This window comes from Ensifer adhaerens, from assembly GCF_002940685.1.
Classification (GTDB): domain Bacteria; phylum Pseudomonadota; class Alphaproteobacteria; order Rhizobiales; family Rhizobiaceae; genus Ensifer; species Ensifer adhaerens_E.
This window is the reverse complement of sequence record NZ_PNFP01000010.1, coordinates 268,837-295,202: the sequence shown is the minus strand read 5'-3', so window position 1 is coordinate 295,202 and position 26,366 is coordinate 268,837. Positions and strand designations below refer to the sequence as shown.

At 64.5% G+C, this 26,366-nt stretch carries 24 protein-coding genes; 16 read left to right on the top strand and 8 right to left on the bottom strand.

All coding sequences use genetic code 11. The annotated features are described in order from the left end of the window. Positions 1-192: 192 nt before the first annotated feature. From C1A35_RS20830 to C1A35_RS20820, 3 genes are all read left to right on the top strand, one after another. On the top strand, positions 193-1,251 hold the full coding sequence (locus C1A35_RS20830; RefSeq protein WP_104666143.1) for a LacI family DNA-binding transcriptional regulator: 1,059 nt from the start codon (positions 193-195) through the stop codon (positions 1,249-1,251). Between the two features lie 89 nt (positions 1,252-1,340). Next, on the top strand, positions 1,341-1,793 hold the full coding sequence (locus tag C1A35_RS20825) for an Lrp/AsnC family transcriptional regulator (protein ID WP_104666142.1): 453 nt from the start codon (positions 1,341-1,343) through the stop codon (positions 1,791-1,793). A gap of 97 nt (positions 1,794-1,890) precedes the next feature. Beyond that, a complete protein-coding gene (locus tag C1A35_RS20820) occupies positions 1,891-2,514 on the top strand; it encodes a LysE family translocator (protein WP_104666141.1) in 624 nt (207 codons plus the stop codon). A 51-nt stretch (positions 2,515-2,565) separates the two neighbouring features. Here the strand turns inward: C1A35_RS20820 and C1A35_RS20815 are convergent, their stop codons facing one another. Next, the gene (locus tag C1A35_RS20815) at positions 2,566-2,979 is read right to left on the bottom strand and encodes a GFA family protein (RefSeq protein WP_104666192.1); all 414 of its coding nucleotides are present in this window, start codon (positions 2,977-2,979) and stop codon (positions 2,566-2,568) included. Positions 2,980-3,046: 67 nt separating this feature from the next. Here C1A35_RS20815 and C1A35_RS20810 point away from each other — a divergent pair, with 67 nt between their 5' ends. Then, positions 3,047-4,504 (top strand): serine hydrolase domain-containing protein, encoded by a 1,458-nt coding sequence (locus tag C1A35_RS20810; RefSeq protein WP_104666140.1) that lies wholly within the window; start codon positions 3,047-3,049, stop codon positions 4,502-4,504. 53 nt (positions 4,505-4,557) lie between these two features. On the opposite strand, the gene C1A35_RS20805 is transcribed toward C1A35_RS20810, so the two are convergent. The 3 genes from C1A35_RS20805 to C1A35_RS20795 form a co-directional block, all read right to left on the bottom strand. Next, positions 4,558-5,556: a DUF535 family protein gene (locus tag C1A35_RS20805; protein ID WP_104666139.1), complete on the bottom strand. Its 999-nt coding sequence runs from the start codon at positions 5,554-5,556 to the stop codon at positions 4,558-4,560. 189 nt (positions 5,557-5,745) lie between these two features. Beyond that, positions 5,746-6,918: an ATP-binding protein gene (locus C1A35_RS20800; protein ID WP_104666138.1), complete on the bottom strand. Its 1,173-nt coding sequence runs from the start codon at positions 6,916-6,918 to the stop codon at positions 5,746-5,748. Then, positions 6,915-7,610, bottom strand: coding sequence for a response regulator (locus C1A35_RS20795; protein WP_104666137.1), 696 nt, complete (start codon positions 7,608-7,610; stop codon positions 6,915-6,917). The genes C1A35_RS20800 and C1A35_RS20795 overlap by 4 nt, the downstream gene beginning before the upstream one ends. A 358-nt stretch (positions 7,611-7,968) precedes the next feature. Between C1A35_RS20795 and fabZ the strand changes: the two genes are divergently transcribed. Both fabZ and C1A35_RS20785 read left to right on the top strand, forming a co-directional pair. Continuing rightward, positions 7,969-8,433: a 3-hydroxyacyl-ACP dehydratase FabZ gene (gene fabZ / locus C1A35_RS20790; RefSeq protein ID WP_104666136.1), complete on the top strand. Its 465-nt coding sequence runs from the start codon at positions 7,969-7,971 to the stop codon at positions 8,431-8,433. Positions 8,434-8,709: 276 nt separating this feature from the next. Then, on the top strand, positions 8,710-9,507 hold the full coding sequence (locus tag C1A35_RS20785; protein ID WP_104666135.1) for a phosphatase PAP2 family protein: 798 nt from the start codon (positions 8,710-8,712) through the stop codon (positions 9,505-9,507). A 24-nt stretch (positions 9,508-9,531) separates the two neighbouring features. Here C1A35_RS20785 and C1A35_RS20780 read toward each other — a convergent pair whose 3' ends face one another. Continuing rightward, positions 9,532-11,625: a two-component system sensor histidine kinase NtrB gene (locus C1A35_RS20780; protein ID WP_104666134.1), complete on the bottom strand. Its 2,094-nt coding sequence runs from the start codon at positions 11,623-11,625 to the stop codon at positions 9,532-9,534. Further along, on the bottom strand, positions 11,622-12,362 hold the full coding sequence (locus C1A35_RS20775) for a response regulator (protein WP_104666133.1): 741 nt from the start codon (positions 12,360-12,362) through the stop codon (positions 11,622-11,624). Before C1A35_RS20775 ends, C1A35_RS20780 begins: the two co-directional genes overlap by 4 nt. A 217-nt stretch (positions 12,363-12,579) precedes the next feature. Between C1A35_RS20775 and C1A35_RS20770 the strand changes: the two genes are divergently transcribed. The 5 genes from C1A35_RS20770 (at position 12,580) to C1A35_RS20750 (ending at position 19,044) form a co-directional block, all read left to right on the top strand. After that, positions 12,580-13,602 carry an ABC transporter substrate-binding protein gene (locus C1A35_RS20770; protein ID WP_104666132.1) on the top strand — a complete coding sequence of 341 codons (1,023 nt, stop codon included), beginning with the start codon at positions 12,580-12,582 and terminating at the stop codon, positions 13,600-13,602. A gap of 128 nt (positions 13,603-13,730) precedes the next feature. Further along, on the top strand, positions 13,731-14,756 hold the full coding sequence (locus C1A35_RS20765; protein WP_104666131.1) for an ABC transporter substrate-binding protein: 1,026 nt from the start codon (positions 13,731-13,733) through the stop codon (positions 14,754-14,756). A 138-nt stretch (positions 14,757-14,894) separates the two neighbouring features. Further along, positions 14,895-17,132, top strand: coding sequence for an ABC transporter permease (locus C1A35_RS20760; RefSeq protein ID WP_104666130.1), 2,238 nt, complete (start codon positions 14,895-14,897; stop codon positions 17,130-17,132). Next, positions 17,129-18,202 (top strand): ABC transporter ATP-binding protein, encoded by a 1,074-nt coding sequence (locus C1A35_RS20755; RefSeq protein WP_104666129.1) that lies wholly within the window; start codon positions 17,129-17,131, stop codon positions 18,200-18,202. Before C1A35_RS20760 ends, C1A35_RS20755 begins: the two co-directional genes overlap by 4 nt. Positions 18,203-18,234: 32 nt before the next feature. Then, positions 18,235-19,044 (top strand): inositol monophosphatase family protein, encoded by an 810-nt coding sequence (locus C1A35_RS20750; RefSeq protein ID WP_104666128.1) that lies wholly within the window; start codon positions 18,235-18,237, stop codon positions 19,042-19,044. On the opposite strand, the gene C1A35_RS20745 is transcribed toward C1A35_RS20750, so the two are convergent. Both C1A35_RS20745 and C1A35_RS20740 read right to left on the bottom strand, forming a co-directional pair. Continuing rightward, the gene (locus C1A35_RS20745) at positions 19,045-19,830 is read right to left on the bottom strand and encodes a slipin family protein (protein WP_104666191.1); all 786 of its coding nucleotides are present in this window, start codon (positions 19,828-19,830) and stop codon (positions 19,045-19,047) included. It abuts the gene before it with no gap. 40 nt (positions 19,831-19,870) lie between these two features. Continuing rightward, the gene (locus C1A35_RS20740) at positions 19,871-21,214 is read right to left on the bottom strand and encodes an NfeD family protein (RefSeq protein WP_104666127.1); all 1,344 of its coding nucleotides are present in this window, start codon (positions 21,212-21,214) and stop codon (positions 19,871-19,873) included. 371 nt (positions 21,215-21,585) lie between these two features. On the opposite strand from C1A35_RS20740, the gene C1A35_RS20735 reads away from it, so the two are divergent. From C1A35_RS20735 to C1A35_RS20715, 5 genes are all read left to right on the top strand, one after another. After that, entirely contained in the window at positions 21,586-22,275 is a 690-nt protein-coding gene (locus C1A35_RS20735; RefSeq protein WP_104666126.1) for a DUF2161 domain-containing phosphodiesterase, read from the top strand. A gap of 19 nt (positions 22,276-22,294) precedes the next feature. Beyond that, on the top strand, positions 22,295-22,663 hold the full coding sequence (locus C1A35_RS20730) for a YbaN family protein (protein WP_104666125.1): 369 nt from the start codon (positions 22,295-22,297) through the stop codon (positions 22,661-22,663). 476 nt (positions 22,664-23,139) lie between these two features. Then, a complete protein-coding gene (locus tag C1A35_RS20725) occupies positions 23,140-23,619 on the top strand; it encodes a GNAT family N-acetyltransferase (protein ID WP_104666124.1) in 480 nt (159 codons plus the stop codon). A 23-nt stretch (positions 23,620-23,642) separates the two neighbouring features. Further along, positions 23,643-24,665 carry a glycoside hydrolase family 3 N-terminal domain-containing protein gene (locus C1A35_RS20720; protein ID WP_104666123.1) on the top strand — a complete coding sequence of 341 codons (1,023 nt, stop codon included), beginning with the start codon at positions 23,643-23,645 and terminating at the stop codon, positions 24,663-24,665. A gap of 40 nt (positions 24,666-24,705) precedes the next feature. After that, a complete protein-coding gene (locus tag C1A35_RS20715) occupies positions 24,706-26,355 on the top strand; it encodes an ABC transporter substrate-binding protein (protein WP_104666122.1) in 1,650 nt (549 codons plus the stop codon). Positions 26,356-26,366: the final 11 nt, after the last annotated feature.

Genomic DNA, 26,366 nt, shown 5'->3' with positions numbered 1-26,366 from the left:
CCGGCCTCCAGTTTCAAACCATCACTGGCGAAGCTAGTCCTCGCCTCCCTGAAACGCCGCCTCCTCAGACGGCCCCGTCAATTTGCACAATCGATATTTCTTGTTTGCACAATCGATGGTGCAAGAACTATTGTGCAGACTTAATCTTTCGTCAAGGGGAAATCGGCACTAGAACGATCAGGGGAGAAAACGATGGCGAGCAGCGGCAAGAAGAAAGCGACGATCTACGACCTGTCGGTGCTATCCGGCAGTTCGCCCTCAACCGTAAGTGCGGTTCTGAACGGCACTTGGCAGAAGCGGCGGATCAAGGAAAGCACGGCCGAACTGATCCGCAACCTCGCCGAGACGCACCAGTATACAGCCAACCGACAGGCACGGGGCTTGCGCAGTTCCCGCTCGGGCCTGATCGGCCTGCTGCTGCCGATCCACGACAACCGCTACTTCTCGTCGATGGCCCAGACATTCGAAGCGCATGTCCGGAGCAAGGGACAATGCCCGATCGTCGTCAGCGCCAGCCGCGATCCCGAAGAGGAGCGCAAGACTGCCGAGACGCTGATCTCCTATTCGATCGATGAACTCTTCATCTGCGGCGCCACCGATCCCGATGGCGTGCATGAGGTTTGCGAGGCGGCCGGCCTCAAGCACATCAACATCGACCTGCCCGGCACCAGGGTGCCCTCCGTCATCAGCGACAACTACGAAGGCGGACGGATGCTGACGGAGGCGATCATCCGCCGCTTCGAGGGAGATCGGCCGCTCTTGCCGGACGAACTCTATCTCTTCGGCGGTCGTAACGATCATGCCAGCCGCGAACGCATCCGCGGCTTCCGCGCCGTCAAGAACGAACTCCTCGGCGCGGATCCGGACGAATGCATCCAGCCGACGGGCTATGCGCCGAACAATGCGCGCCTCGCCTTCGAAGCCTTCTACGAGCGGAACGGCCGATTGCCGCGCGGTCTTTTCGTCAACTCGTCGATCAACTTCGAGGGCCTGCTGCGCTTCATGGCCGGCCACCCCCACGAAAACTTCGCCGACCTCGTGGTCGGCTGCTACGATTACGACCCCTTTGCGTCCTTCCTGCCCTTCCCGGTCATCATGATCCGCCAGGACGTCGAGGGCATGATCACCAAGGCCTTCGAGGTGATCGAGGAAGCACGCCCGCAAGCGCGCATCCATCTCATCCAGCCCGAACTGGTCCAGCCACGAACGGCGCTCACAGGCCCGCTCGATGCATTGCGGGATATCGAATAAACGAGCTAGACCAACGTTTCAGTGGCCAAGCGAATTCGAAACAGAAGAATCCTCTGTACATTTTATTATATTCAGCGTATTCATTGGGAATGGACGCTGTTGACAGAAAAATCGTCGAAATTCTCGCTGAAGACGCGAGACGATCGCTGACCGATATCGGAGCGGCGGTCGAGTTGTCGCCTTCAGCTGTCAACGAGCGCATCCGTCGGCTCGTCGCCAACGGCGTGATCCGAAATTTCACAGTCGAGGTCGATCACCGCGCGCTCGGCCTCGACGTGCTCGCCTTTGTCTGGGTCGGCCTTGCGCCGGACGCAGACGAGGCAACCTTCCGGACCTTCATGGCAGGCCACCCGGCAGTTGCTGAATGCCACCATGTCACGGGCGCCTGGTCCTATTGCGTCAAGGTGCGGATGCCCTCGCTCGGCGAGCTTGAGCCGTTCCTTGCCGAGTTGAAGCAACGGCGGTTCCTGGCGCGTAGCGAAACGGTGATCGCGCTTTCGAGTGTCCGCGAGAGCCTGGCGACGACTGCGCCGCGCGGCTGAGCGACGCGCAAACTGCTGCAACATTGTTGAATTGCTGCGCATGCCCCGTCCTTGAACAGGGTGGAATGAGCATGTCGCGGCCGGGAGCTCTACGCCTATGTCTACATTACTGTTTGGAAAAAGCCTCCTCGTCGGCCTCGCGGTCGCGGCCCCTCTGGGCCCGATCGGGGCGCTCTGCATCAACCGCACGCTGGAGCGCGGTTTCTGGGCGGGTGTTGCCGGCGGTCTTGGAACCGCGGCCGCCGATGCGACCTATGCAGCCCTTGCGGCGATCGGTTTTGCCGCCTTCGCGGCGGTGCTTGCGATCATCGCAACGCCGCTGAGCCTCGCCGGCGGACTGTTCATGATCTGGCTCGGCTGGAGCGGATTGCGGCCAAGGCCGGTGACGGCCGCGGCCGATGTCGGCGGACGCGATCTCATTCGCACGACCATAGCCACGTTTTTCCTGACGATGACGAGCCCAGCGACGATCCTCTCCTTTGCCGCGATCTTCGCCGGCCTCGGCCTTGCCGAAGCGGGCGACGCGCTCAGCGCTGCTGTCGTGGTCCTGGGCGTCTTCCTGGGGTCGCTCGGCTGGTGGTTCTTCTTAAGCGGCGGTGTCGCGATCGCCCGGACGCGACTTCCCGACAGCTTCGTCGTCTGGGTATCGCGCATTTCGGGCCTGGTCCTGATCGCCTTCGGGATCATTGCCATCGGCGCTGCCACCAAGGGGCTGCTCTAGCGCCTGTTGACGCAGCCCCCCTACCGGTCAATCACTTTCGGCCCTTGCTCGTCAGGTCGCCGGCTTCGCCACCTCCACATGCCACCATTTGGGGCGCCCGGTCCGATAGCTGTGGCTCTTCGGGATCAGATCGGCAGCGCTCGTCTTGTCGAAGGCACCGAGCAGGAGCGCAACCACCGGCGCATCGTCGATCGCGCCAAGACTGCTGCCGCAGGCCGGGCAGAAGGCGCGGCTGGAATAGTCCGAGGAGCGGTAGACCGAAGGCGCCCCACCCGGTCCGGTCCATGTTACGGCTTCGCTCGGAAACTCGACCCACGCCACGGTCAAGGCGCCCGAATGGCGCTGGCACATCTTGCACGAACACGTATGCGGCTTGCCCGCCGTCCCCCGCGCCTCAAATCGGATTGCTCCGCAGAGGCATCCGCCCGTGTGCGGCTTGAGCCTCTTGGCAACGGCCCGCGTCATGCTTACCTCCAGTTGTAGCTTCGAATCGGCGCCAGTATAAACAACCGCGACAAAATTGGAGGCATCCATGCGTGCAATTCGGGTGATATCTGCCCTTGTGGTTGTCGGCGGCATCGCAGGCGAGACGATGGCTGAGGATGGTGCGCGCCCGCCAGCAGATCTGGCGGCGATGGTCGATGCGGTGGAACACGGTCTTGCGCCGGCGGTCCTGATTGCCGGCGCACCCGCAGCGCGCCGGTCGCTCACCGACGAGATGGCGCGGCTGCACGTGCCAGGCGTCAGCATCGCCGTACTGCAGGGCGGCAAGATCGCCTGGGCGAAGGGCTATGGCGTCGTCAGTCCCGGCGGACCGCCGATCACGCCCGGGACGGTCTTTCAGGCGGCATCGATCAGCAAGCCCGTGGCGGCCCTTGCCGCGCTGCGGCTGGTCGATCGGGGCAAGCTCGACCTTGACCGCGACGTCAACGAGCAGCTTCAAGGCTGGAAGCTCCCAGGCGCAGGCGGGCATCCCGTTACGCTGCGCCAGTTGCTTTCGCACACGGCAGGGACGACGGTGCCGGGCTTTCCGGGCTATGCCGCCGGAACGCCAGTGCCAAGCACGGAAGACGTGCTTGTCGGCCGGCCACCTGCAAACACGCCGGCCGTCCTCGTCGATACCCCACCGGGAACGGCCTGGCGCTATTCCGGCGGCGGTTACACGGTCATCCAGAAACTGATCGGTGATGCAACCGGCGAGACCTTTGTCGACGTCCTGCGAGAAACCGTGCTCGATCCTGCCGGCATGACGCACAGCAGCTTTGCGCAACCGCTTGGCGAAACGGCGCTGCGGACGGCTGCCTGGCCGCATGACGCCAAGGGCGATCCAATTGCCGGCGGTCCACACACCTACCCGGAACGCGCGGCAGCCGGGCTCTGGACGACGCCGAGCGACCTTGCCCGCTTCGCCCTCGCGGTCCGCGCCGCGGCAAGCCACGCACCCGACGCGCTGTTGCCGCCCGCACTTGCCGATGCGATGCTGACGCCGGTGAAGTCCGACTACGGCCTTGGCTTCAGCCTCCGCACCACGTCCGGCGTTCACAGCTTCTCCCATAGCGGCAGCAATGCCGGATACGAGGCCTTGCTCGTCGCGTTTTCCGGAAGCGGCGACGGCGTCGTGATCATGACCAACGGGCAACAGGGCGGCGAACTGGCCAATGAACTGGTCCACAGCGTTTCGGTCGCCTATGGCTGGCCCGATTACCGCAGCATCGAACGGCCGAGCGTTCCGGTTTCCGCCGACAGGGCTGCAAAGCTGGCCGGCGAATATCAGGTTCCGAACCGAGGCACGTTCTCGATTGCCACAGAGGCAGGCCAGCTGTCGGTTTCGTTGAAGGAGGGCGTCAGCGAGCCGCTCTACGCCATGTCGGCGAACACCTATTTCGTGCTTTCACGGGACATGGTGTTCCATATCGATGACGCTACCCCGACACCGACCGGACGGATCGTCTCCGGCGCCTTCGAGATGACCTTCACGAAGATCCGCTGAGTGCGACAACGGCGCCACTCTTGGCCTTGTCGGCACCGGTGTGACGCCGGCAGTCAGTAAAACCACGCGCCGATGTCGCGAAACGCACGTTTGCTCTGATCGCGCCTGTTGCCGTCCTTCGCCGCCTCGTCGTCACCGATCGGCAGGCTGAAGCCGAAGGGCTCGGCCGGGACGCCACCGCGGTCGCACCAATAGGCATCGAGATCGGTTCTCATCATCCGGCGTCGCTTCAAACGGCGGCGGTTGATGACGTGCTTTTCGTTCGAAACCGCAAAGACGTGGCCGGCGTGACCTTCCGTCACCAGGCCATTGAGGACGAGCAGGACCGCATCCTTCGGTCGAAGCCCACCGAGATCTCGGGTCGCCGTGATCAGCGATCGCTTCGCATCCTCGCCTTTTGGTCCCTGCATCCCGCCGACGGCCAGACTGTAGGTATCGCCCTCGCAACGCACGAAGATGAAGCCGACGGTGCAGAGCGCATAGCCGTCGCTCTGTCGGCGCAGCCGGATCGCGAACGCACCCTCATGGCGCGCGCCGCTATGGTCGGCCAGTTGCAGCTGGATGCGATAATTCTCGCTGCGGCCGGAAACCGTGCCCATTTCCAGCGTGCTGCCGCGCCAGAGCGCCATCAGCGAACGGCGCGACAGAACCTCGCTCGCGACATCGAAATGATTGAGCAAGAGGTCAAGCCGTGTCGCCGGCGAGGCGCCGTGCAGGAAGAACGTCGGGATCGATTTGCGCACGAGATCGTCATGCGGCAGGCCGAGCCGATAGCGCTCGCCGAACTCGCCGAGAAAGCTGATCCAGCGGGCGGTCAGGAAAGGATGGCGTGCAAACCGCATGGAAAAGACGACGGCGCGTTTCAGGCTGACCCTCAGGCCGAGCTTGAGAACATGGCCCGCGATCGACGTTTTCGCCCCTGAACGTTCACCGGCGGCCGGCGCAGAAGCCGGCCGGTCCGAAGGCGCCAACGGTTCACTGATGAATGCCTTGCCGTCTTGAACCGGCAACCGCAGATCCGCGCTGTATTCCTGCCTGAATTCCAGGGACATGGTGCAATCCTTGAGAGCAAACGCTGCTGGCCGGGAGATCCGGCCAGCGCAGGTGTGCCGGGGCACTGTCAAGGATTTGCGGAGAAGCGGTCGGCAGAGGGCCTGCTGAAGGCGAGAGCAGAGACGGAGCGATCATTTTTCCCGTCTGCGGGGACGAGGCCGCGGCGCCGGGGCGGCCGCGCGAGGCACTCAGGCGGTGGTTTCCCGCGGCAGGACGAGCGTGATCACGGCGCCGCCGCCGGCGCGCGAGGCAAACTCCAGCCGTCCGCTATGCGCCTTCGCGATCGCCTGGACTACGGAAAGGCCAAGGCCGGTACCGCCTGTCGCGCGCGACCGCGAGGCATCGCCGCGCCAGAACAGGTCGATCGAATAGGTCGAGACATCGTCCGGTAGCCCGGGGCCGCGGTCCAGTATCCGGACAAAAGCCTCGTCGGCGCCTCGCCGCCCGGTTTCGCAGCGCAAGACGCCGCCGCTTGCCGCATAGCGGGTCGCATTTTCGATCAGCGCCAGAAGCGCCTGGCGCAGGCGCTGCGAATCCCCGGAAATTCGTACCGGCTGAAGCGCCAGTTCCACCGACATGCCGACGGAGCCGAGCAGGGCCCGCGACGCGCCGAGGACCTGCGTCGCCTCGACGGCGAGATCCACGGGCTGGCGTTGGGTGACCAGCTTCTGGCCGGCGGCGAGCGACAAGGTGCGCAGATCCTCCACCAGGGCGGAAAGCCCCTCCACCTGCAGCAGCAGTTGCCGCACCCTCTCCTGCTCCAGCGGGAAGACGCCGTCGGCCATGCCCTGGAGATTGCCCTGAAGGATCGTCAGCGGCGTGCGCAGTTCGTGCGCCACGGCCATCGTGTTGAAGCGCAGCCTGCTTTCCATGCTTTCAAGCTCGGCCGCCAGTTCATCAAATGTTTTCACGAGAGTAGCCACCTCCTTGGCCCCCTTGCGGATCGAGCCGACACGCACCGCGAAGTCGCCGGCCCTGAGGTCCTGCGTCGCCCTTGCCAGCACCTCAAGCGGGCGGCTGATCTTGCGTGCCAGCCAGTAGCCGACGAGCCCGCAGAAGGCGACGGCGATACCCCCGAAGCCGAGAATGAGCTTGTCGACTTCCCAGTTTCCCCACTCCTCAAGCTCCTTCGTGCTGGCCAGCAGGGCCTGCAGCGCGTCCGGCGTCGGCACCTTGCCGCTGTTGAGATCCTTGTACGCCTGCGCCGCCTTTTCCGGCATCCTCTCCAGCATCCGGGCCTCAAGCTGCCCCTCCATGGAGTTCACGCCGCCGTAAACGATGACGACGCTGAAGACGAGCAGGGTGACAATCACGAAGGCGGTCAGGATACCCAGCGGAAGGCGCGACAGACTGGCTTTCATCTCGGCTCCACGAAGCGATAACCAACCCCACGCACCGCGCTGAAGAACCCGCAGGCACCGAGATCCTCCAGCTTGCGCCTGAGGTTGGCGATGTGGGTGTCGACCGTGCGCGCCAGCGCATCGCTGTCGGGCAGGCAGGCGTCGAGGATATCGGCACGATCGAAGGCATGCGTCGGCCGGCGGATCATGTGGGCGAGAATTCGGAACTCGCTCAGCGTCAGCGGCACCGATTGCCGCTTGCCGCTCTTTTCGACGAAAGCGACATGGGCGTCGAGATCGACTTCGACATTCTCGAAACGAAGCACGGTGGCGCCGGCACCGGCGCGGGTGCGACGCAGCACGGCGTTCACGCGCGCCACCACCTCCTGCGGATTGAACGGCTTGACCACGTAATCATCGGCGCCAAGCCTCAGCCCGGTCAGCCGATCGAGGTCCTCTGCCAACGCCGTGGTCATGATGACCGGCGTGTTGCCCTCGCGCCTGAGGCGGGCGAGCACCTCGAAACCATCGAGCTTCGGCATGCGAACGTCCAGCAGCACCAGGTCCGGCGACAACACCGCATGATGGGTCAGAGCCGTTTCGCCATCGGCGGCACGCACCGTCCGGAAACCGTCGCGAACGAGATAGGCGTCCAGGATCTGCGCAATCTCCGGCTCGTCCTCCGCCAGAAGGATGAGACCCTTATCGACCATGAACTAACTCCTTGGGCCTGATGTTGTGATCAGCAGCTTATGAGACGAATAGAGCCGCGTTGCAATTCTTCCGCGCGCCGCGATGGCCGCTTGACCGACCCTCCGGATAGAGCGCCGGACAAATCTTCGCCAAACCTTGGCAAATGACCTTGAGGGTCCGGCGACGAACGTTGCAGGTGCGCGCACCGGCGGCGATCGAAAAATGAACGGAGGCGGATTTCGGCCAGCTCAAGCTTCGAGCAGACCAGGGTGAAGGCATGTTTCGGCACATCTGCGCCGAGCGCGCTGCCTCAACTCACCTGAGGCGACATCCACCAAGGTTCAAAAGACCAACAATCCATATCCAGTCGAAAGCCCCATGAACGCCAAATCCGACGGTCTGCAATCTGCTGACATTGTGAAAATCCTGCGCTCGATCCCGCATCGGTATCCGTTTCTGCTGGTGGATCGCATCACCTCGATCCGTGGAGAGGAGCACTGTATCGGCGTGAAGAACGTCTCCATCAACGAACCACAGTTTCAGGGTCACTTTCCCGACAATCCGGTGTTCCCCGGCGCGCTGATCATAGAGGGCATGGCACAGACCGCGGGCGTCGCCTGCGCGGCTTCGAAAATCGCTCAAGGTCTGACCCCGAAGATCATCTACATGCTGGCGGTGGACAAGGCGCGGTTCCGCAAACCGGTCCAACCTGGCGATACCCTCGAATACCACATGACGAAAATCGCCTATCGCCGCAACATCTGGCGCTATCGCGGCGAGGCGTTGGTCGCAGGCGAACTGGTCGCCGAGGCGGAGATCGCCGCCTATCTCGAAACGACGTAATCCGAGCGCAGCGACACAGCGGTCGGCCGTTTCGAGTTGGCGATTGCGAAGTGCTCGCGCGCCAACCAGGCAGGCCTCCCCTACCCGCTCACCTGCACGGAGAAGTCGCAGCGCCGCAACAATTATCCGATCGACCGCGACGCCGCCGCTGCCATTTGGCCGGCAGCAACTCGCGCTCCCTCTTGCGCATCAAGCGCTCCCAATTCCTCCACGCAGCCTTGACAGAGCGGAGCAAGTGTCCGGCCCACACACACCGACAACTTGCGAGCGACCGGCATGTCCAGCCTTTATCCATCCACGGCAACCTCTTCAAGCAGCAACCGGTGGCTGCGCCCCAACCCTCGCCTCTGGCCGGGGCAGGCGCGCGCCCGCGTTGAACACCAGCCGATCGCCGCCGCCGGCACGCTGACCATTTTTGCGGCTTTCGTCTTCATGGCCTTTCCCGGCATCGATCTTGCCGTCTCGCGCTGGGCCGCATTCGCCAGCGGCGACTTTCCGCTCTCGCGGGAGCCGGCGCTGCGGGCCCTTCGCGATCTCAACCGGGCCCTGCCGGTGTTCATTCTGCCTTGCGTGCTGGCGCTCCTGGTCGCGCAGGCCGTAGCCCCCCGCGCATGGTTGCCCCGCCCGCACAAGGCGCTGTTTTTCCTGACCTTCTTTGCCCTCGGTCCGGGGCTGCTCATTCAGGCGCTGAAGCGGCTGATCGGACGGGCGCGCCCCAATGAGATCACGGATTTCGGCGGCAGCATGCCCTTCACGCCGGCCTTTCAGGTCTCAGACGCCTGCTCGCGCAGCTGTTCCTTTGCGTCAGGCGAATCCGCAACCGCGATCGCGCTGGTGGCACTCACACTGCTATTGCCCGTTCAATGGCGGCGAACCGCGATCATCACACTCGTGCCCCTGGTCCTTGCCTTTTCGCTGAACCGCATCGTCTTCGGCGCGCATTTTCTGTCCGATGTCGTGCTTGCGTGGTGCCTGATGCTGTGGCTGATGGCGTGGCTCTGGGCCGTGTTTACCGACAACGGCGAGCGGATCGATGCCGCCCTGCTGCGCCTTTCGCGCCGAAGCACGCCATAAGCCGCTCAAGAAGCGGGCGCCGGTTCAGCGCGGAAAGACGAGTTCGACCGTCGTTCCGCGCCCCGGTTGCGAGACTATTCGGGCATCGCCGCCGCTTTGGCGGACGAAGCCATAGACGACGGCCAGACCGAGGCCGGCGCCGCCCTCCTCGTCGCGCGTGGTGAAATAGGGCTCGAACGCCTTGTCCACCGCCTCCGGCGACATGCCGATCCCCGCATCCGTCACGGAGACGACGACATCGGCCTCGAGGCTGCCGGCGCGGATCAGGATGGTTCCGCCAAGAGGCATGGCCGCGGCGGCGTTGAGGCAGAGATTGAGGATTGCCTGCTCGAAAAGGGCGGCATCGAGATGCACGTTGGGCAAGCCATCGGCGATCTCGAAGACGAGCCGGCATTTTTCGCCCACGGCGATTTCCAGCACGTCGGCCATGCCGCGCAGCACCGCGCCGATTTCGAGCGCACCCGGCTGCAGCGGATGCTGGCTGCCGACGGACAGCATGCTCGAGGCCAGCGAGCGCCCGCGATCGGCCGCCTTGCGGATGCGGGCAATGTGCCTTTTCTGCCGGTCGCTGAAGCCTGTTTCGCGCTCCAGCAGCCCGAGGCTGCCGGTGATGATGCCGATCATGTTGCCCACCTCGTGGCTGACCTGGTGCGTCATGCGCATGATCCCGTCCAGCCGCTGCGCCTTGGCCGCCTCGGCCTCCTGCCGGTCGATCTCCGTCACGTCCCGCGCCAGAAGCACGATGCCGCGATCCGGCTGCCGCGACAGGGAGACCTCTGTCACCCGACCCGCGTCGGATCGATGGCGCAGCACGAGCCTGTCGTCGAGCGATCCCGCGTCATGATCGGCGGGCAGGAGGGACGGGTCGATCTCCGGCATCGGGCTGACGAAACGGCGCAGCGGCAGCTTCCGCGCCGAGCCCGGCCAGCCGACGAGCTCCATGACGCGCCGGTTCATCGTGATCGGCCTGCCGCCCGGGTCGAAGAGCGCGATGCCCTCGTTCATGTTGCGGAAGGTCGAGCGAATCGTGCGCGCCGCCGCCTCGGCGGTGCGGCGCAGCCGCGATACGCGCTCGACACTTTCGCGGAACGCGCTGAAGGCTTCGAGCAGCCGGAGGAATTCCGTTTCCGTGCCCTTGTAGCTCGGCGTATCGACGTCACGGCGCCCCTGCGCGAGCGCGTTCATGCCCTTGGAGAGCGAGACGATGCCGCGCGACACCCGCATGACGGAGCGGATGGAGAAGATCGCCATGACGAGCACAAGCAACGCGGAGACCGCGACGATGACGAGCAGGCGGCTCAATGCGTCGGAGGTCGAGGCGAGATCCTCGTTAAGCCCGCGGGCGACGGCCTCGCTTTGTGTTTCCGTGGCGTGGGAAAGATCGCGCGAGACCGTGTGCAGCCGCGCCACCGCGGCGCGGATGGCGAACATTTCCAGAAGATAGTGGGTCTGCGCTTCGAACACCCGTTCATAGGGCGTCAGCTCGGCTGCCGAAATCCGGCTATCCGGCTCGGCGGGCGCCAGCCGGGGCGTCGTTACGGCAACGTAGCGGCGGCGCAGTTCGCCGAGCTGGAACAGGCTGTCGGAATTGGATGCCGATTGCACGATCGCGTTGAGGCTCTGGCGAATCCCGGCGTCCGCGATGCCGTTGCCGGTGGCGATCTCTCCGAGGGCTGCTGCCGCATCGGCCTTGTACTGCTGAGCCGAATCGGCGTCGGCCGCGAGCGTCACCGTCTGTGTGCGGATCGCGTCCAGCAACTCGACGATGTGGGCGCTGGCAAAGCCCTCGACCGCCGTCTTGCCGGTCTCCGGCGCCATGGTCTGAAGCAGGGCGTCGACCTGCGCGACGACCGAGCGGCTTTCGCTCGATACCCGATAGGGCGAGGTCGCATTCATCAGGAACGGCGCGCTCGAAACGAGATCGGAAACCTGGCGCGAAACCAGGGAGGCCTTGGCGAGGCTGGAAAAGGCCTGCAGCCCGTAGGCCGCCATTTCGTCACGCGCCCTTTGCAGCCCGAATACGGCAACCGTTGCCAGGCTGAAGACGAGCACGCAGATGAAAACGATCGCAAACGGCAGGCGGAAGGCAATCGACGAAAGGAACGGGCGGCTGATCACGGCCGGGCCTCGCCGTCGTCGGTATCCAGCACATAGCCCTTGCCGCGCCGCGTCTTGATGTGGCGCGGCAGGTCCGGATTGCGCTCGATCTTGCGCCGCAGGCGCAGCACGAGCACATCGACGTTGCGGTCGATGTAGCGATCGCTTTCGGCCCCCAGCCGGTCCAGGATATGCGCGCGGCTGACCGGCGCATTCGGCGTTTCCGCGAGGATTTCGAGCAGCGCGAACTCGGCGCTGGTGAGTGACCTGGTCGCGTCGGAAAGGCAGACCGCGCGCCGGCTCTTGAGGTCGATCGACCAGTCGCCGAGCTTCAGCGCGGCGGGCTCATGCGCGCGCTCTGCCTCCCGCTCCGGCTTCAGCGACGGGTAGGTGCGTCGAAGCACCGCCTTGATCCGGGCCGTCAGCTCGATCGGCTCGAACGGCTTGACGACATAGTCGTCGGCCGCCGTCTCCAGGCCCAGCACCCGGTCGGCCGCACTGCCGGCCGCCGTGACCATGACGATGCCGATATTGGTGCGCGCCCGCAGTCGCTGCGCAAAGGTCCGGCCCGAAGTTCCGGGCAGGTTGTGGTCGACGAGCACCAGGTGCACCGTTTCCCGCTCAAGGACGACGGCGGCCGCCTCCGCCGAAGGCGCCGTCAGCGGCATCCAGCCTTCGGCCTCCACCAGATCGGAAACGAGTTCCGCCATGTCCGGATCGTCCTCGACGATCAGAATCCGTATTCTCTCACTCAGCATGCAGGTCCTCCCGCCGCCATCATAGGCGGCGCTGGCTTAATGATCAAAGCGGCTCGCGTTATCCGCGTTGTCACATTTGTAATCTTTGTAATCTTGAAACGGCAAAGCCGCACCGGGACTGTAAGAACGGTAACCATTCTTCGATTGCGAGTGGCAGGGAATACCGACATCCTGACTGTGGAGATTGGGGCGGCAGCGCTCCAAATGGGAGGACATCGTGAGAGGCATCACCGCTATCGGCGCGGGCGTAGCCCTGTGGCTGTGCGCCGCCACGTCAGGCATGGCGGCACCGGCGCTCACCGTATTGTGCGGTGTCGACGAAGCATGGTGCGCGACGATGAAGGCCGCCTTCGAGGCGAAGTCCGGCATCGAGGTCGCCATGACCCGAAAGAGCAACGGCGATATCCTCACCCAGATCCGCACCGAAAAGGACGCCCCGACCGTCGATGTGTGGTGGGGCGGGACCGGCGACACCCATCTACAGGCCGGATCGGAAAACCTGCTTCAGCCCTACCGCCCGGCGCATGAGCGCGACATGCTGCCCTGGGCGCAGAATTTCTTCGCCATATCCGGTGGCCGCTCGGCGGGCATCTATGCCGGAGCGCTGGGCTTTGCCTACAATTCGGACCTTCTGCGTGCGCTGAAGCTGCCAGCTCCGACCTGCTGGAAGGATCTCGCCGACGGCGCCTATCGCGGCCGCATCCGCAGCGGCAATCCGAACTCGTCCGGGACCGCCTTCACCACGCTTGCGACGCTGGTGCAGCTCTTCGGCGAAGACGAGGCCTTCCGGTTCGTGGCGGCGCTCAACCGCAACATCGACCAGTACACCACGGCCGGCTCGGCGCCGGTCAAGGCGGCAGCGCGCGGGGAAACCCTGATCGGCATTTCCTTCATGCATGACGCGGTCACGCAGAAGCAGGCCGGCTCTCCGCTCGTCATCGTCGCGCCGTGCGAAGGAACCGGCTACGAAATCGGCGCCGTCAGCATCGTCAAGGGCGCGCGCCATCTGGAAAACGCCAAAAACTTCGTCGATTTCGCGCTCACTCCGGAAGGCCAGGCCACGGGTGCGGCCGCCGGCCAGAACCAGGTCCCATCCAACGCCCGCGCCGACCTGCCGCCCGGCGCGCCCGACATCTCGCTGATCAAGATGGTCGATTTCGACTTCGCCACCTTCGGTTCGCCGGACGAACGAAGTCGATTGCTCAAACGGTTCGACGCGGAGATCGCCGCCACGAACTGAAAGCTCCGCAGCAAGCTGGAAGAACCCGAAATTCCGAAATCGTGAACGTGCCGCCCGGCGGGCAGGCCGATGGCCGCGCCATGCCCGTTCACGCCCAAGTTTCACACAGGCAACAGGAGGATGCCCCAATGAAAACAACGACGCTTTCCCTCATGCTCTTTGCCGGCACGGCGCTTGCCGCCCTGCCCGCCCAGGCTGCCGGCAGCCTCAATCTCATCTGCTCGGCCGACGTGGTGATCTGCGAACAGATGACCGGCGACTTCCAGAAGGAAACCGGCATCAAGGTCAACATGGTTCGCCTGTCTTCGGGCGAAACCTACGCCAAGATCCGCGCCGAGGCGCGCAACCCGAAGACCGACCTCTGGTGGGGCGGCACCGGCGATCCGCACCTGCAGGCGGCCTCCGACGGGCTGACGCTCGAATACAAGTCGCCGATGCTCGACCAGCTTCAGGATTGGGCAAAGAAGCAGGCGGAAGGTTCCGGTTACCGCACCGTCGGCATCTATGCCGGCGCGCTCGGCTGGGGCTACAACACCGAGATCTTCTCCAAGAAGGGCCTGAAGGAGCCGAAGTGCTGGGCAGACCTGCTCGACGCCTCGCTCAAGGGCGAGATCCAGATGGCCAACCCGAACTCGTCGGGTACCGCCTATACGGCGCTTGCCTCCCTGGTACAGATCATGGGCGAGGACCAGGCCTTTGACTACCTGAAGAAGCTCAATGGCAACATCGCGCAATACACCAAGTCCGGTTCCGCGCCGGTGAAGGCCGCGGCACGCGGCGAGGCCGGCCTCGGTATCGTCTTCATGCATGACGCGGTATCGCAGACCGCCGAAGGCTTCCCGGTCAAGGCGATCGCGCCTTGCGAAGGCACCGGCTACGAGATCGGCTCGATGTCGATCGTGCGCGGCGCCAAGAACCTCGACAGTGCCAAGGCCTGGTACGACTGGGCGCTGAAGCCGGAAGTGCAGTCGCGCATGAAGGACGCCAAGTCCTTCCAGCTGCCGTCCAACAAGTCGGCCGAGGTGCCGAAGGAAGCGCCGCGCTTCGAGGACATCAAGCTGATCGACTACGATTTTGCCACCTTTGGTGACGCCGAGAAGCGCAAGTCGCTGCTCGAGCGCTGGGATCGCGAAGTCGGCGCCAGCGCCAACTGATAGCCACCGCCTCAAGCCGGTCGGACAACGGATCCGGCCGGCCTGAGCCCCGGCATCGACACCCGTTCGCCGTCTCCGATCAATGACCGGAGCGGCGCGACATCACATCGTTTCATTCCAAATCACGCGAGGGCCGTCATGGAACATCGCAACCGCAGGCTCGACCTCACGCTCGGGCTCGGGCTGGCCGCATTCTTGGCTGTCCCCTGGTATCGCATCGAAGGTGGTTTCTTCGGGCTCGGCTGGCTGGCCGATTTCCCATCCGACCCGGCCGTCGCCCCCGGCCTGATGCAGATTTTCGCCCATGGCCGGCCATGGCTGGTCGTCGCGCTGGCGTTGCTCGGCATCTGCGCGGCTGCGCGCTTTGTCCGCGACCCGGCCCGTCGCGGGCTTCTGCTTGCCGTCGCCGGCGCAACGGGCATCCTTTTCCTCGCCCTGCAAGGGCTGGCGATCGGTTTTTCCGGCTGGACCTGGACGATCAGCGAGACCCTGTTCGGTCCGCTCTCGGACGGTCAACCGTCGATGGGCGCCGGTGCCGTCCTTGCGGCACTCACCTTCGTTCTTCTGTTCGCCTTCGGGCTCGCCGAGCGCGGCGTGCTCAAGGGCGACGCCTTCATCGTCGCGGCGATTTCCCTGCTCGTGACCCTTGTCATCGTCTTCGTCTTCTATCCGGTCGGCAGCATGTTCGCAGCCTCCGTCCAGGATTTCGACGGCTCGTTCAAGCCGGACGGTTTTATCCGCAACATCCAGGACGCCTCGATCTGGAGCCTGAGCTGCGTCGTCGGCGAGGGCCGCTGCGGCGTCGCCTGGCGCACCCTGTGGCTGGCGCTGATGACCGCATTGGGCTCGACGCTGCTCGGCCTCGCCTTCGCGCTCGTCGCCACCCGCACGCGCTTTCCCTTCAAGAAGGGCATGCGGCTCTTGACGGTGCTGCCGATCATCACGCCGCCCTTCGTCATCGGCCTAGCGCTCACCCTGCTCTTCGGTCGCGCCGGCGTCGTCACCGAGTTTCTCTCCGATGCCTTCGGCGTCGAACCCGGACGCTGGCTCTATGGCCTCACCGGCATCTGGATCGCCCAGGTCCTTTCCTTCACGCCGATCTCCTTCCTGGTGCTGATCGGCGTCGTCGAAGGCGTCAGCCCCTCGATGGAAGAGGCATCGCAGACGCTCAGGGCGGACCGCTGGCGCACCTTCTGGACCGTCTCGCTGCCGCTGATGAAGCCTGGCCTCGCCAACGCCTTTTTGATCGGCTTCATCGAAAGCATGGCCGATTTCGGCAACCCGCTGGTGCTCGGCGGCAGCCATGGGGTGCTTTCGACCGAGATCTTCTTCGCCGTCGTCGGCGCGCAGAACGATCCGTCCCGCGCGGCAGTTCTCGCCATCATCCTGCTCTGCTTCACGCTCACCGCCTTCCTGGCGCAACGCTACTGGCTCGCCGGCAAGAACTATTCGACCGTGACCGGCAAGGGCGATTCCGGCGCCCACAGCGCGCTGCCTCGCTCCATTTCGATCGCGGTACATGCGGTCGTCATCCCCTGGATGGTCTTCACCGTCGTCGTCTACGGCATGATCCTCTTCGGCGGCTTCGTGAAGACCTGGGGTCTCGACAACTCGCTGACCTTCGACCACTACGCCAAGGCCTTCTCCGTCTCCTTTGCCGACGGAGCGATCGCCTGGACCGGCGTTGCCTGGAACTCGTTCTGGACGACCATGGAGATCTCGCTGATCGCAGCGCCACTGACCGCTATGGTCGGCCTGCTCACCGCCTATCTCATCGTGCGCCAGCGTTTTGCCGGCCGTGACGTCTTCGAGTTCGCGCTGATGCTGAGCTTTGCCATTCCCGGCACGGTCATCGGCATCAGCTACATCATCGCCTTCAACCTGCCGCCGCTCGAAATGACCGGCACGGCGCTGATCCTCGTCGCCTGCTTCGTCTTCCGCAACATGCCGGTCGGCGTGCGCGGCGGCATCGCGGCGATGAGCCAGCTCGACAAGAGCCTCGACGAAGCGTCGCTGACGCTTCGGGCAACGAGCTTCCGCACCTTGCGCAAGGTCATCCTGCCGCTGCTCAGGCCGGCGATCGTCGCAGCACTCGTCTATTCCTTCGTCCGGGCGATCACTTCGATCAGCGCCGTCGTCTTCCTCGTCAGCGCCGAATACAACATGGCCACCGCCTATATCGTCGGCCTTGTCGAGAACGGCGAGTTCGGCGTGGCGATTGCCTACTCCTCCGCCCTCATCCTGGTGATGATCACCGTCATCACCGGCCTGCAACTCCTCGTCGGCGAGCGCCGCCTGCGGCGGGAAAACCGCGTTCTCGGTGCCGCACCCGCTCGCCCGGCCGCCACCACCATCTCCCAGGAGAAAACCGCATGAGCACCCAAACCCAAACTCCGCGCACCGGCTCGGTCGTTTTCCAGAACGTGCGCAAGCAGTTCGGCGCCTTCACCGCCATCCACGACCTGTCGCTGACCATTGAACCCGGTACGCTGGTGACCCTGCTCGGCCCTTCCGGGTGCGGCAAGACGACGACACTGCGCATGCTGGCCGGGCTCGAGCATCCTTCCGCCGGCCGGATCCTCATCGGCGGCAAGGACGTCACCATGCTGCCGGCCAACGAGCGCGACGTCTCCATGGTGTTCCAGTCCTACGCGCTTTTCCCGCACATGTCGGCACTCGACAACGTCGCCTATGGGCTCGAATCCTCCGGCATCAAGAAGAAGGAGGCGCGTGAGCGCGCCGAAGAGGGCCTGCAGCTCGTCGGTCTCGGCGGCCTCGGCCAGCGACTTCCAGCCGAGCTCTCGGGTGGCCAGCAGCAGCGTGTGGCGGTTGCCCGGGCGCTGGTGCTCGAACCACAGGTGCTGCTGCTCGACGAACCGCTCTCCAACCTCGATGCGCGCCTGCGCCGCCGGGTGCGCACCGAGATCCGCGAACTGCAGCAGCGGCTCGGCTTCACCGCCGTCTACGTCACCCACGACCAGGACGAGGCGCTTGCCGTTTCCGATCGCATCATCGTCATGAAGGATGGTGCGATCGCCCAGCAAGGCGCACCGCGCGACCTCTACGAGCAGCCGGCCTCAACCTTCATCGCCGATTTCATGGGCGAGGCCAACGTGCTGCCCTGCGAGGTGACGGCAAGCGACGCCGGCCAGGCGACGATCCGCATCGGCGGCCTCGAGCATCGCCTGCCCTCCAAGGGCGCCCGACCCGGCCCGTCGAAACTGGCCGTAAGACCGAACGCGGTGACGCTGACGCCGGCCAAGGGGGCTGCCCTTGCCGGCACGATCAGCAGCGCCGCCTATCTCGGCGGCCACGTCGAATACGAAGTCGAAACGCCGGCGGGCCTCCTGTTTGTTGTCGATCAGGCGGTCGAGGAAATGTTATCTCCAGCCACAGAGGTCGCCATCGGCTTTCGCAACCGCGGCCTCGCTTTGATTGACGGATGATTTTTATAGCTGGATACGAGAAGGACACTTGCATGACTGCTGAAATTGCCGGCCTCGACGCCCGGTTCGCGCTTGCCAAATCCATGGCCGAGGAGGCCGGCCGGGTCGCCTATGATTATTTCCTGAAGCGGGACACGCTCGTCATCGAAACCAAGCGCGATGCCCACGACGTCGTGTCGATCGCCGACCGCAACGTCGAGACCCTGATCCGCGACAAGATTGCGGCCGCCTTTCCTGACGATGGCGTGCTTGGCGAAGAGCATGGTCTCCTTGCCGGCACGTCCGGCTTCACCTGGGTGCTCGACCCGATCGACGGCACCACGCCCTTCGTCAACGGCATGCCGAACTGGTGCGTCTCGATCGCCGTCGTGCATGCGGAAAAGCCGGTGATCGGCGTCATCCACGCACCCTGCCACGAGGAAACCTATGCAGCGGCAACCGGCCGGGGCGCGACGCTGAACGGAAAACCGCTTCGCCTCGACGGCACGCGCACGATCCGCAACGCCGTCACCGGGCTCGGCGCCAACGACAAGGTGAAACCCGGCGAGATGGGCGCGATCGTCGAGCGTCTGCTTTCGAATGGCGGCAACTTCATGCGCAACGGCTCCGGCGCGCTGATGATCGCCTATGTCGCCGCCGGCCGGCTCGTCGGATATTACGAGCCCTACATGCATGCCTGGGATTGCCTTGGCGGCTATTGCCTGGTGAACGAGGCCGGTGGCTGGACCTTGCCCTTTCCGGTGCGCGGCGAGGCTCTCACCGACTGGGCGCCGGTCGTGGCGGCCGCACCCGGTGCTGTCGACGACCTGCTGAAAGTCGCCAGGCTCGACAAGGCGGCCTGATCAGCCCTGCGGCTCACCGGCGGGCTTGTCGGCCTTGAGGCCGAAGAGCCCGCCGATTTCCATCGGGAACGGGAAGACGATGGTCGAGTTCTTCTCGCCGGCAATGACGTTGAGCGTGCTGAGATAACGCAATTGCATGGCCTGGGGCTGCTGCGACAGGATTTCGGCGGCCTCGAGCAGCTTTGCGGCCGCCTGCTGTTCGCCTTCGGCATTGATCACCTTGGCGCGCCGCTCGCGCTCGGCTTCAGCCTGCCGGGCGATCGCGCGGATCATGCTCTCATTGATGTCGACATGCTTGATTTCAACGGTTGCGACCTTGATGCCCCAGGCGTCCGTCTGGCTGTCGAGGATCTTCTGGATGTCCTCGTTCAGCCGGTCGCGCTCGGCCAGCATCTCGTCGAGGTCGTGTTTGCCGAGCACAGAGCGCAGCGTCGTCTGCGCCAGCTGGCTGGTCGCCATCATGAAATCCTCGACCTGGATCGTCGACTTCTCAGCGTCGATCACCCGGAAATAGATGACGGCGCTGACACGCACGGACACGTTGTCATGGGAGATGACGTCCTGGCTCGGCACATCCAGCACACGGGTACGGAGATCGACCCGCACCATCTGCTGGACATAGGGAACGAGGAGAATCAGGCCGGGCCCCTTGACCCCGGTGAAACGGCCGAGCGTGAAGACCACGCCGCGTTCGTATTCGCGCAAAATGCGGATCGAATAGGCGATGACGAGAATGATAAGCACCAGCAACGCGGCAAAAGGAGCAAGGCTCCCGAACATGTCCATGATCATTCCTCCATTCCGCTCGTCCACGCCGCTCCGGCTTCTACCCGTCGCGGATCACTTCGAGCGTCAGTCCGTTCCGCCCGATGACCTTTACAGCCTCGCCCTTCGACAGCGTCTCCGCACTGACGGCCTGCCAGCGCTCGCCATGGGCAATTACGTAGCCGGCCGCCCCCGTCCAGCTCTCGACCTTGCCGGCAAGGCCGATCATCTGTTCTCCGCCGGTCACCACCGCATGATGGCGTGAACTGAAGGCGAGGCGCGCGACGAGCAGGCTGAAGCCGAGGCTTGCGGCGGCAAGCGTCGCCAGCACGGACCAGGAGACCTCAAGGCCCGGCGTATCCGTGTCGAAGAGGATTGCGGCGCCAAGCACGAGCGCAATGCTGCCGCCGGCGCCGAGCACGCCGAAGGTTGGCGAATGCGCCTCGGCGACCATCAATCCGATCCCGAGCAGGATCAGGCCGATGCCGGCGTAGCTGACGGGCAGCACCGAGAGCGCATAAAGCCCGAGCAGCAGGCAGATGCCGCCGACGGTGCCCGGCGCAACCGACCCCGGTGACAGGAACTCGAAGATCAGGCCGTAAATGCCGATCATCATCAGGATCACCGCGATGTTGGGATCGGTGATCACCGACAGAAGCCGGGTGCGCCAGTCGGGCACGAAGTCTTCGGCGACAAGCCCTGTCGTATCGAGCGCGACGTCGTGCTGCCCGACGCGCACCGTCCTGCCGTTCGCCTGTTTCAGGAGATCGGCGACATCCGCTGCAGTGAAATCGACGACCTTCTCACGGATCGCTGCTTCGGCCGAAAGGCTTGCGGCCTCGCGCACCGCTTTTTCGGCCCAATCGACGTTGCGCCCGCGCAACTCCGCCAGCCCGCGGATATAGGCCACGGCATCATTGACAAGCTTCGCCTCGGCGGCGCTTTGCGCCGGCGGTTGTTTGCCGCCGTCCTTGCCGGTATCGCCGTCCTTACCCGGGCCGAACATGTCGCCGCCGATCGCAATCGGCGTCGCCGCCCCGAGATTGGTTCCCGGCGCCATGGCGGCCACGTGGCTGGCATAGAGGATATAGGTGCCGGCGCTCGCCGCCCGCGCCCCGCTCGGCGCGACATAGCTGGCAACGGGCACGGGGGAGCCAAGGATCGCGCGGATGATCTCGCGCATCGAGGTGTCGAGACCGCCGGGCGTATCCATCTGCAGGATGACCAGTGGAAGGCGGCGCTGCTCCGCCCTTGTCAGGCCGCGCCGCACATATTCGGCGGTCGCCGGACCGATGGCGCCGTTGACATGCAGCACCAAGGCGACGCGATCGTTTTCGGCCCGCGGCGAAGCTGGAAACGCGAAGAACGAGATCAACACAAGCAACAGCGTGAGGGTTCGCAACATCCGTCGTCAGAACCTCGCATGCCCGACGCCTCTCGAAAGAAGGCCTCTCGACGGATAGTATAGCACAACACAAGGTTAGGACGAAGCAAAGGCTGCTACTGTGTCCGCGGACCGGCTAGTCCGGGAACCACCAGATGTCGATGATTTCAACCCACCGGCAAAACCAGTCGAGGGCCCAGGAGGCCTTCCGCAGCCATGTCGCCGCCTACGATTTCTCGCTGATGTCCGCAGGCACGGCCTAGCGGCGCTGCGACGTGATGACAACGCCGGCGATCGGCATTATCTGCTAGTCCTATCCGCCAAGGTGCGTCGCCACCGATTTGAGCAGCCGTTGCCGCCACTCGCTTTCGACAAGGACAGGATCCACAGGTTTGGAGACGACCCTCTATCAGCCGATCAAGAACTTCCTCGAAACCCGCGGCTATAGCGTCAAGGGCGAGATCGGCGGCTGCGATATCGTCGCGCTCAGCGATGACGAACCGCCGCTGGTGGTCGTGTGCGAGCTGAAGCTGACCTTCAATCTCGAACTGATCCTCCAGGCGGTCGACCGGGCCAGCGCCGGTGACGAAGTATGGGTCGCCGCCCGCGTCTCGGCCAAGGGAAAGGGGCGCGAGAGCGACCGCCGTTTCCGCGATCTCTGCCGGCGGCTCGGATTCGGCATGCTTTCGGTCGCCGACAACGGCATGGTCGACGTCATCCTCGCGGCCTCCGCCATAATGCCGCGCAAGAACAACCGGAAGCGGGCGCGCCTGATCAGCGAGCATCGCCGCCGCAAGGGCGATCCGACCGCGGGCGGTGCCACCCGCACGCCGATCATGACCGCCTATCGGCAGCAGGCACTTGCCTGCGCTGCCGCCCTGCAAGCGGGCCAGCAGCGCCCACGCGACCTGCGCCCGATCGCGCCGGATGCCGCCAGGATCCTGCTCAGCAACGTCTACGGCTGGTTCGACAAGATCGACCGCGGCGTCTACGCGCTGTCGGAACAGGGCGCCGAAGCGCTTCGCCGCTGGCCGCCAATGGAGGTGGCAACGGGCACAGCCGTCGAGGCATCCGAAGCATGACGCAACCTGGAGCCGTCCGGTGAACCCAGCGCTTCGCCTACTCTACCTTTGCCTCGCATGGCTGATGGTCGGCCTCGGCGTCATCGGCGCCTTCCTTCCGATCCTGCCGACGACACCGTTCCTGCTGCTGGCAGCCGGGCTTTTTGCCCGCGCCTCGCCGCGGCTCGAGCAATGGCTGCTCAACCACCGCGTCTTCGGCGCTTCCTTGCGGCTCTGGCGTGAAAAGGGAGCGATCTCCCGGCGGGCCAAGACCACCGCCGTGAGCCTGATGGCCGCTAGCTTCGGCCTCTTCCTCTTCTTCGGCAATCCGGGCTTCTCGCTCGCCGCGATCGTCGCCGCCGCGATGGCGCTTCCCGCCGTCTTCGTTCTGACGCGCCCGGCTGAGTAGCCGGTCGGCACGGACGAACAAACCAGGCTCGCCCGAGCGGGAAACGATACTTTTATTCTCAAGAAATACTTGATCGCGCTCCAAATAGTCGAAATATTCTCGGCGTTCACACGCTATGAGCGCATCCATCGATAGTTAGTGTTTTTGTAAATCAAAATATACTTCGAACAACTCAAGAACAAAGCTGTACAAATGTGCAATTTCTGCGTCCGGGGCACCTGCTCGCTCGTTTGCCCGGCCGTCTTCCCGGCCCGACCCGCGATCCCGCGATCCCGCGATCCCGCGATGCGCAATCCTATGGTTTCGCACAGCGGCAACGGCGCCGGAAACGTTTCGCGGGCCCGATACACCCGGCTGCGAAACGCAGATAGCCCCCCAAATCTGACGATTGGCGATTGACAAGCCGGTCCCGTTGCCTCCATCTATTGCATTACAAAGGCAGCAATTCCTTAATAAAGGAATATGTGGAGGAGCATATGCCTGACATGCTGGTGAGCTTGTATGCGCCGATCCTCGGCGAACTCAAGCGCAGAACCGAAACCGACAAGGTGACGATCCGTCCTGCCTTGCCGCCGGAAATGGGCCTGGTCGTCGGCTGGGTTCGGGAGAATTTCAGCGAGAACTGGGCGAGCGAGGTGGCTGTCGCCTTCACGCGCCGGCCGGTCGCCTGCCTGATTGCCGTCGACGACGGCAAGCTCCTCGGCTTTGCCTGCTACGATACGACCGCGCCCGGCTTCTTCGGCCCGACCGGCGTCGACCCCGCAGCCCGTGGCAAGGGCATCGGCGTCGCCCTGCTTTCCGGCTGCCTCGACACCATGAAGACGCTTGGCCACGCCTACGCCTTCATCGGCGATGCCGGCCCCGTCGATTTCTACGCAAAGACCGTCGGCGCCGTGCCGATCCCCGCCCCGGACAAGGGGATCTACCAGGGCATGCTGCGCCGCCCTTCCAAATAATTCCCATTATCGGAGCCTCCCAAATGTCATCGACACCCCTCGCCCTTTTTGTCGGCCTTCCGAACCCTACGCTTTCGGACGACGAGTTCGCCCTATTTCGCGAAACCAACCCGCTCGGCCTCTTCGTCGGCCGCCGCAACCTGCGTGATCCGCACCAGGCGAAGGTCCTGATCGAACGCTTCCGCGAAGCGGTCGGCCGCGAAGACGCCCCCGTCTTCACCGACCAGGAAGGCGGACGCGTCCAGCATCTGGACGCCGGCCCCTGGCCGCTGTTCCGCTCCTTCGGCGAATTCGCCGAACTGGCACGCCACGACTTCGCCCTCGGCAAGAAGGCGCTGCGCCTGTCGAGCCAGGCCATGGGCACGATGATGACCGATCTTGGTCTGACGAGCGGCTGCTCGCCGGTGCTCGACCTCGTTTTCGCGACGACGAGCTCCGTCATCGGCGCCCGCGCCTTCGGCGCCGACCCGGACTTCATCGCGGCGCTCGGCCGCGAAGTGATCGACGGCCTGCTCGAGACCGGCAACATGCCTGTGATGAAGCACATTCCCGGCCATGGCCGCGCGACGCTCGATTCGCACAAGGAGCGCCCGGTCGTCGACGCCTCGCGCGAATTGCTGACCTCCACCGACTTCAAGCCCTTCGTCGCCCTGCGCGACACGCCGTGGGCCATGGTCGCCCACGTCGTATACTCGGCCTTCGACAAGGAACTACCCGCGTCGATCTCGCCGGTCATGCACGACGTCATCCGCAACAACATGGGCTATGACGGCGTGCTCGTCTCCGACTGCATCTTCATGGAATCGCTGCGCGGCACCCTGCCGGAGCGTGTTCGCCAGGTGCTCGATGCCGGTTTCGACATCGCGCTCCACAGCCATGGCGATCTCGCCGGAAGCGAAGCGGCGGCCAAGGCCGCAAGCCCGCTGACCGCCGCCGCCCAGAAACGCATCGACGCCGCCAACGCCCGGCTCGGCACGCTCAAGGTCGACGTGCGCGCCGTGCATGCGGAAGTCGAGGACATATTCAACAGCGCCCTCGTTGCCTGACCGAAACAAGAAATCCTAGCGATCTAAAAGGGGAACTACCGTGAAAAAATCGCTTCTCGGCGCAGCCACCGCGCTCGCCCTTCTCGCCGGCCCGGCCGCGGCACAGACGGTGCTGACGGCGAACATCGAACCGGCGACCACCTGGGTTCGCAACTTCAACCCGTTCAACCAGACCTCGGCGCGCCAGAGCACGCTCGATTTCATCTACGAGCCGCTCGTCGTCTTCAACCGCTTCGACGGCAACAAGCCGGTCTTCCGTCTTGCCGAAAGCTTCAAGCTCGCCGACGACCTGAAGTCGATCGAAATCAAGCTCCGTCCGAACCTGAAATGGTCGGACGGCAAGCCGCTGACGGCAACCGACGTCAAGTTCACCTATGACTACCTGAAGAAATTCCCGGCGCTCGACTTCGTCAGCATCTGGACCTTCATCACCGGCGTCGAGGCCGTGGATGGCCAGACCGTCCGCTTCACGCTCGCCAATCCGAGCTCGCTTGCGGCCGAACAGCTGGCACAGCTGCCGATCGTGCCGGAGCACGTCTGGAAGGACATCGCCGAGCCGGTGACCTTCGCCAACGAAACGCCCGTCGGCAGCGGTCCGCTGACGGAAATTCCGCGCTTCACCGGCCAGACCTACGACCAGTGCCGCAACCCGCACTACTGGGACGCAGCCACGCTGAAGGTCGACTGCGTACGCTTCCCGCAGCTTGCCGACAACAACCAGATCCTGACGGCGACCGCGTCGGGCACGCTCGACTGGGGCGTCTCCTTCATCCCCGATATCGAGAACGTCTACGTCGCCAAGGACCCGGAGCACTTCCACTTCTGGTATTCGCCGAGCAGCATGGTCGCCTTCCTGTTCAACCAGGAAACCGCGAACGAAAACAACCGCAAGGCCTTCAATGACGTGAAGTTCCGCCGTGCCGCCTCCATGGCGCTCGATCGCGGCACCATGGTCGACGTTGCCGGCTACGGCTACCCGACGCTCAACGAGGACCCCGCCGGCATGGGCGAGCTCTACAAGAGCTGGGCCGATCCGTCGGTTGCCGCCGATTTCGGCAAATACGGCAAGTACGACGCGGATGCCGCCAAGGCGCTGCTCGACGAGGCCGGCTACGTCGACAAGGACGGCGACGGTTTCCGTGACAATCCGGACGGCAGCAAGATCTCCTTCTCGATCATCGTTCCGAGTTCCTGGACCGACTGGATCGACACCGTGACGATCGCCGTCGAGGGCCTGCAGGCCGTTGGCCTCGATGCCAAGATCGAAACGCCCGAGGAAGCGGTCTGGACCGGCAACCTCATCAACGGCACTTTCGACGCGGCGATCAACAGCCTGCCGGCGTCGGCCTCGCCCTACTACCCCTACAAGCGCGCCTTCAGCGCGTCGGACAAGGGCAAGACCCGCTTCACCTCGCAGCGCTGGTTCAATCCGGAAGTCGAAGCGCTTCTGACCGAGTTCACCCAGACCGCCGACCCTGCCAAGCAGAAGGAAGCGATGAACAAGGCGCAGCGCATCGTCGCCGAAAACATGCCCATGATGCCGGTGTTCAACAACCCGAACTGGTACCAGTACAACACCAAGCGCTTCAAAGGCTGGGCGACGGCGGAAAACCCCTTCGTCAACCCGTCGATCACCCGCAACAACCCGGCGCGTCTCCTGCACCTGCTGGCGCTTGAACCGGTGAAGTAATCCCTGATCGA

Excerpts from the sequence above, each read along its gene's own strand:
- C1A35_RS20760 (WP_104666130.1), top strand. The coding sequence starts at position 14,895 with ATGGAACATCGCAACCGCAGGCTCGACCTCACGCTCGGGCTCGGGCTG.
- C1A35_RS20765 (WP_104666131.1), top strand. The coding sequence starts at position 13,731 with ATGAAAACAACGACGCTTTCCCTCATGCTCTTTGCCGGCACGGCGCTT.
- C1A35_RS20815 (WP_104666192.1), bottom strand. The coding sequence starts at position 2,979 with ATGACGCGGGCCGTTGCCAAGAGGCTCAAGCCGCACACGGGCGGATGC.
- C1A35_RS20830 (WP_104666143.1), top strand. The coding sequence starts at position 193 with ATGGCGAGCAGCGGCAAGAAGAAAGCGACGATCTACGACCTGTCGGTG.
- C1A35_RS20720 (WP_104666123.1), top strand. The coding sequence starts at position 23,643 with ATGTCATCGACACCCCTCGCCCTTTTTGTCGGCCTTCCGAACCCTACG.
- C1A35_RS20810 (WP_104666140.1), top strand. The coding sequence starts at position 3,047 with ATGCGTGCAATTCGGGTGATATCTGCCCTTGTGGTTGTCGGCGGCATC.
- C1A35_RS20750 (WP_104666128.1), top strand. The coding sequence starts at position 18,235 with ATGACTGCTGAAATTGCCGGCCTCGACGCCCGGTTCGCGCTTGCCAAA.
- C1A35_RS20820 (WP_104666141.1), top strand. The coding sequence starts at position 1,891 with ATGTCTACATTACTGTTTGGAAAAAGCCTCCTCGTCGGCCTCGCGGTC.
- C1A35_RS20825 (WP_104666142.1), top strand. The coding sequence starts at position 1,341 with ATGGACGCTGTTGACAGAAAAATCGTCGAAATTCTCGCTGAAGACGCG.
- C1A35_RS20800 (WP_104666138.1), bottom strand. The coding sequence starts at position 6,918 with ATGAAAGCCAGTCTGTCGCGCCTTCCGCTGGGTATCCTGACCGCCTTC.
- C1A35_RS20795 (WP_104666137.1), bottom strand. The coding sequence starts at position 7,610 with ATGGTCGATAAGGGTCTCATCCTTCTGGCGGAGGACGAGCCGGAGATT.
- C1A35_RS20755 (WP_104666129.1), top strand. The coding sequence starts at position 17,129 with ATGAGCACCCAAACCCAAACTCCGCGCACCGGCTCGGTCGTTTTCCAG.
- C1A35_RS20785 (WP_104666135.1), top strand. The coding sequence starts at position 8,710 with ATGTCCAGCCTTTATCCATCCACGGCAACCTCTTCAAGCAGCAACCGG.
- C1A35_RS20740 (WP_104666127.1), bottom strand. The coding sequence starts at position 21,214 with ATGTTGCGAACCCTCACGCTGTTGCTTGTGTTGATCTCGTTCTTCGCG.
- C1A35_RS20725 (WP_104666124.1), top strand. The coding sequence starts at position 23,140 with ATGCCTGACATGCTGGTGAGCTTGTATGCGCCGATCCTCGGCGAACTC.
- C1A35_RS20775 (WP_104666133.1), bottom strand. The coding sequence starts at position 12,362 with ATGCTGAGTGAGAGAATACGGATTCTGATCGTCGAGGACGATCCGGAC.
- C1A35_RS20805 (WP_104666139.1), bottom strand. The coding sequence starts at position 5,556 with ATGTCCCTGGAATTCAGGCAGGAATACAGCGCGGATCTGCGGTTGCCG.
- fabZ (WP_104666136.1), top strand. The coding sequence starts at position 7,969 with ATGAACGCCAAATCCGACGGTCTGCAATCTGCTGACATTGTGAAAATC.
- C1A35_RS20745 (WP_104666191.1), bottom strand. The coding sequence starts at position 19,830 with ATGGACATGTTCGGGAGCCTTGCTCCTTTTGCCGCGTTGCTGGTGCTT.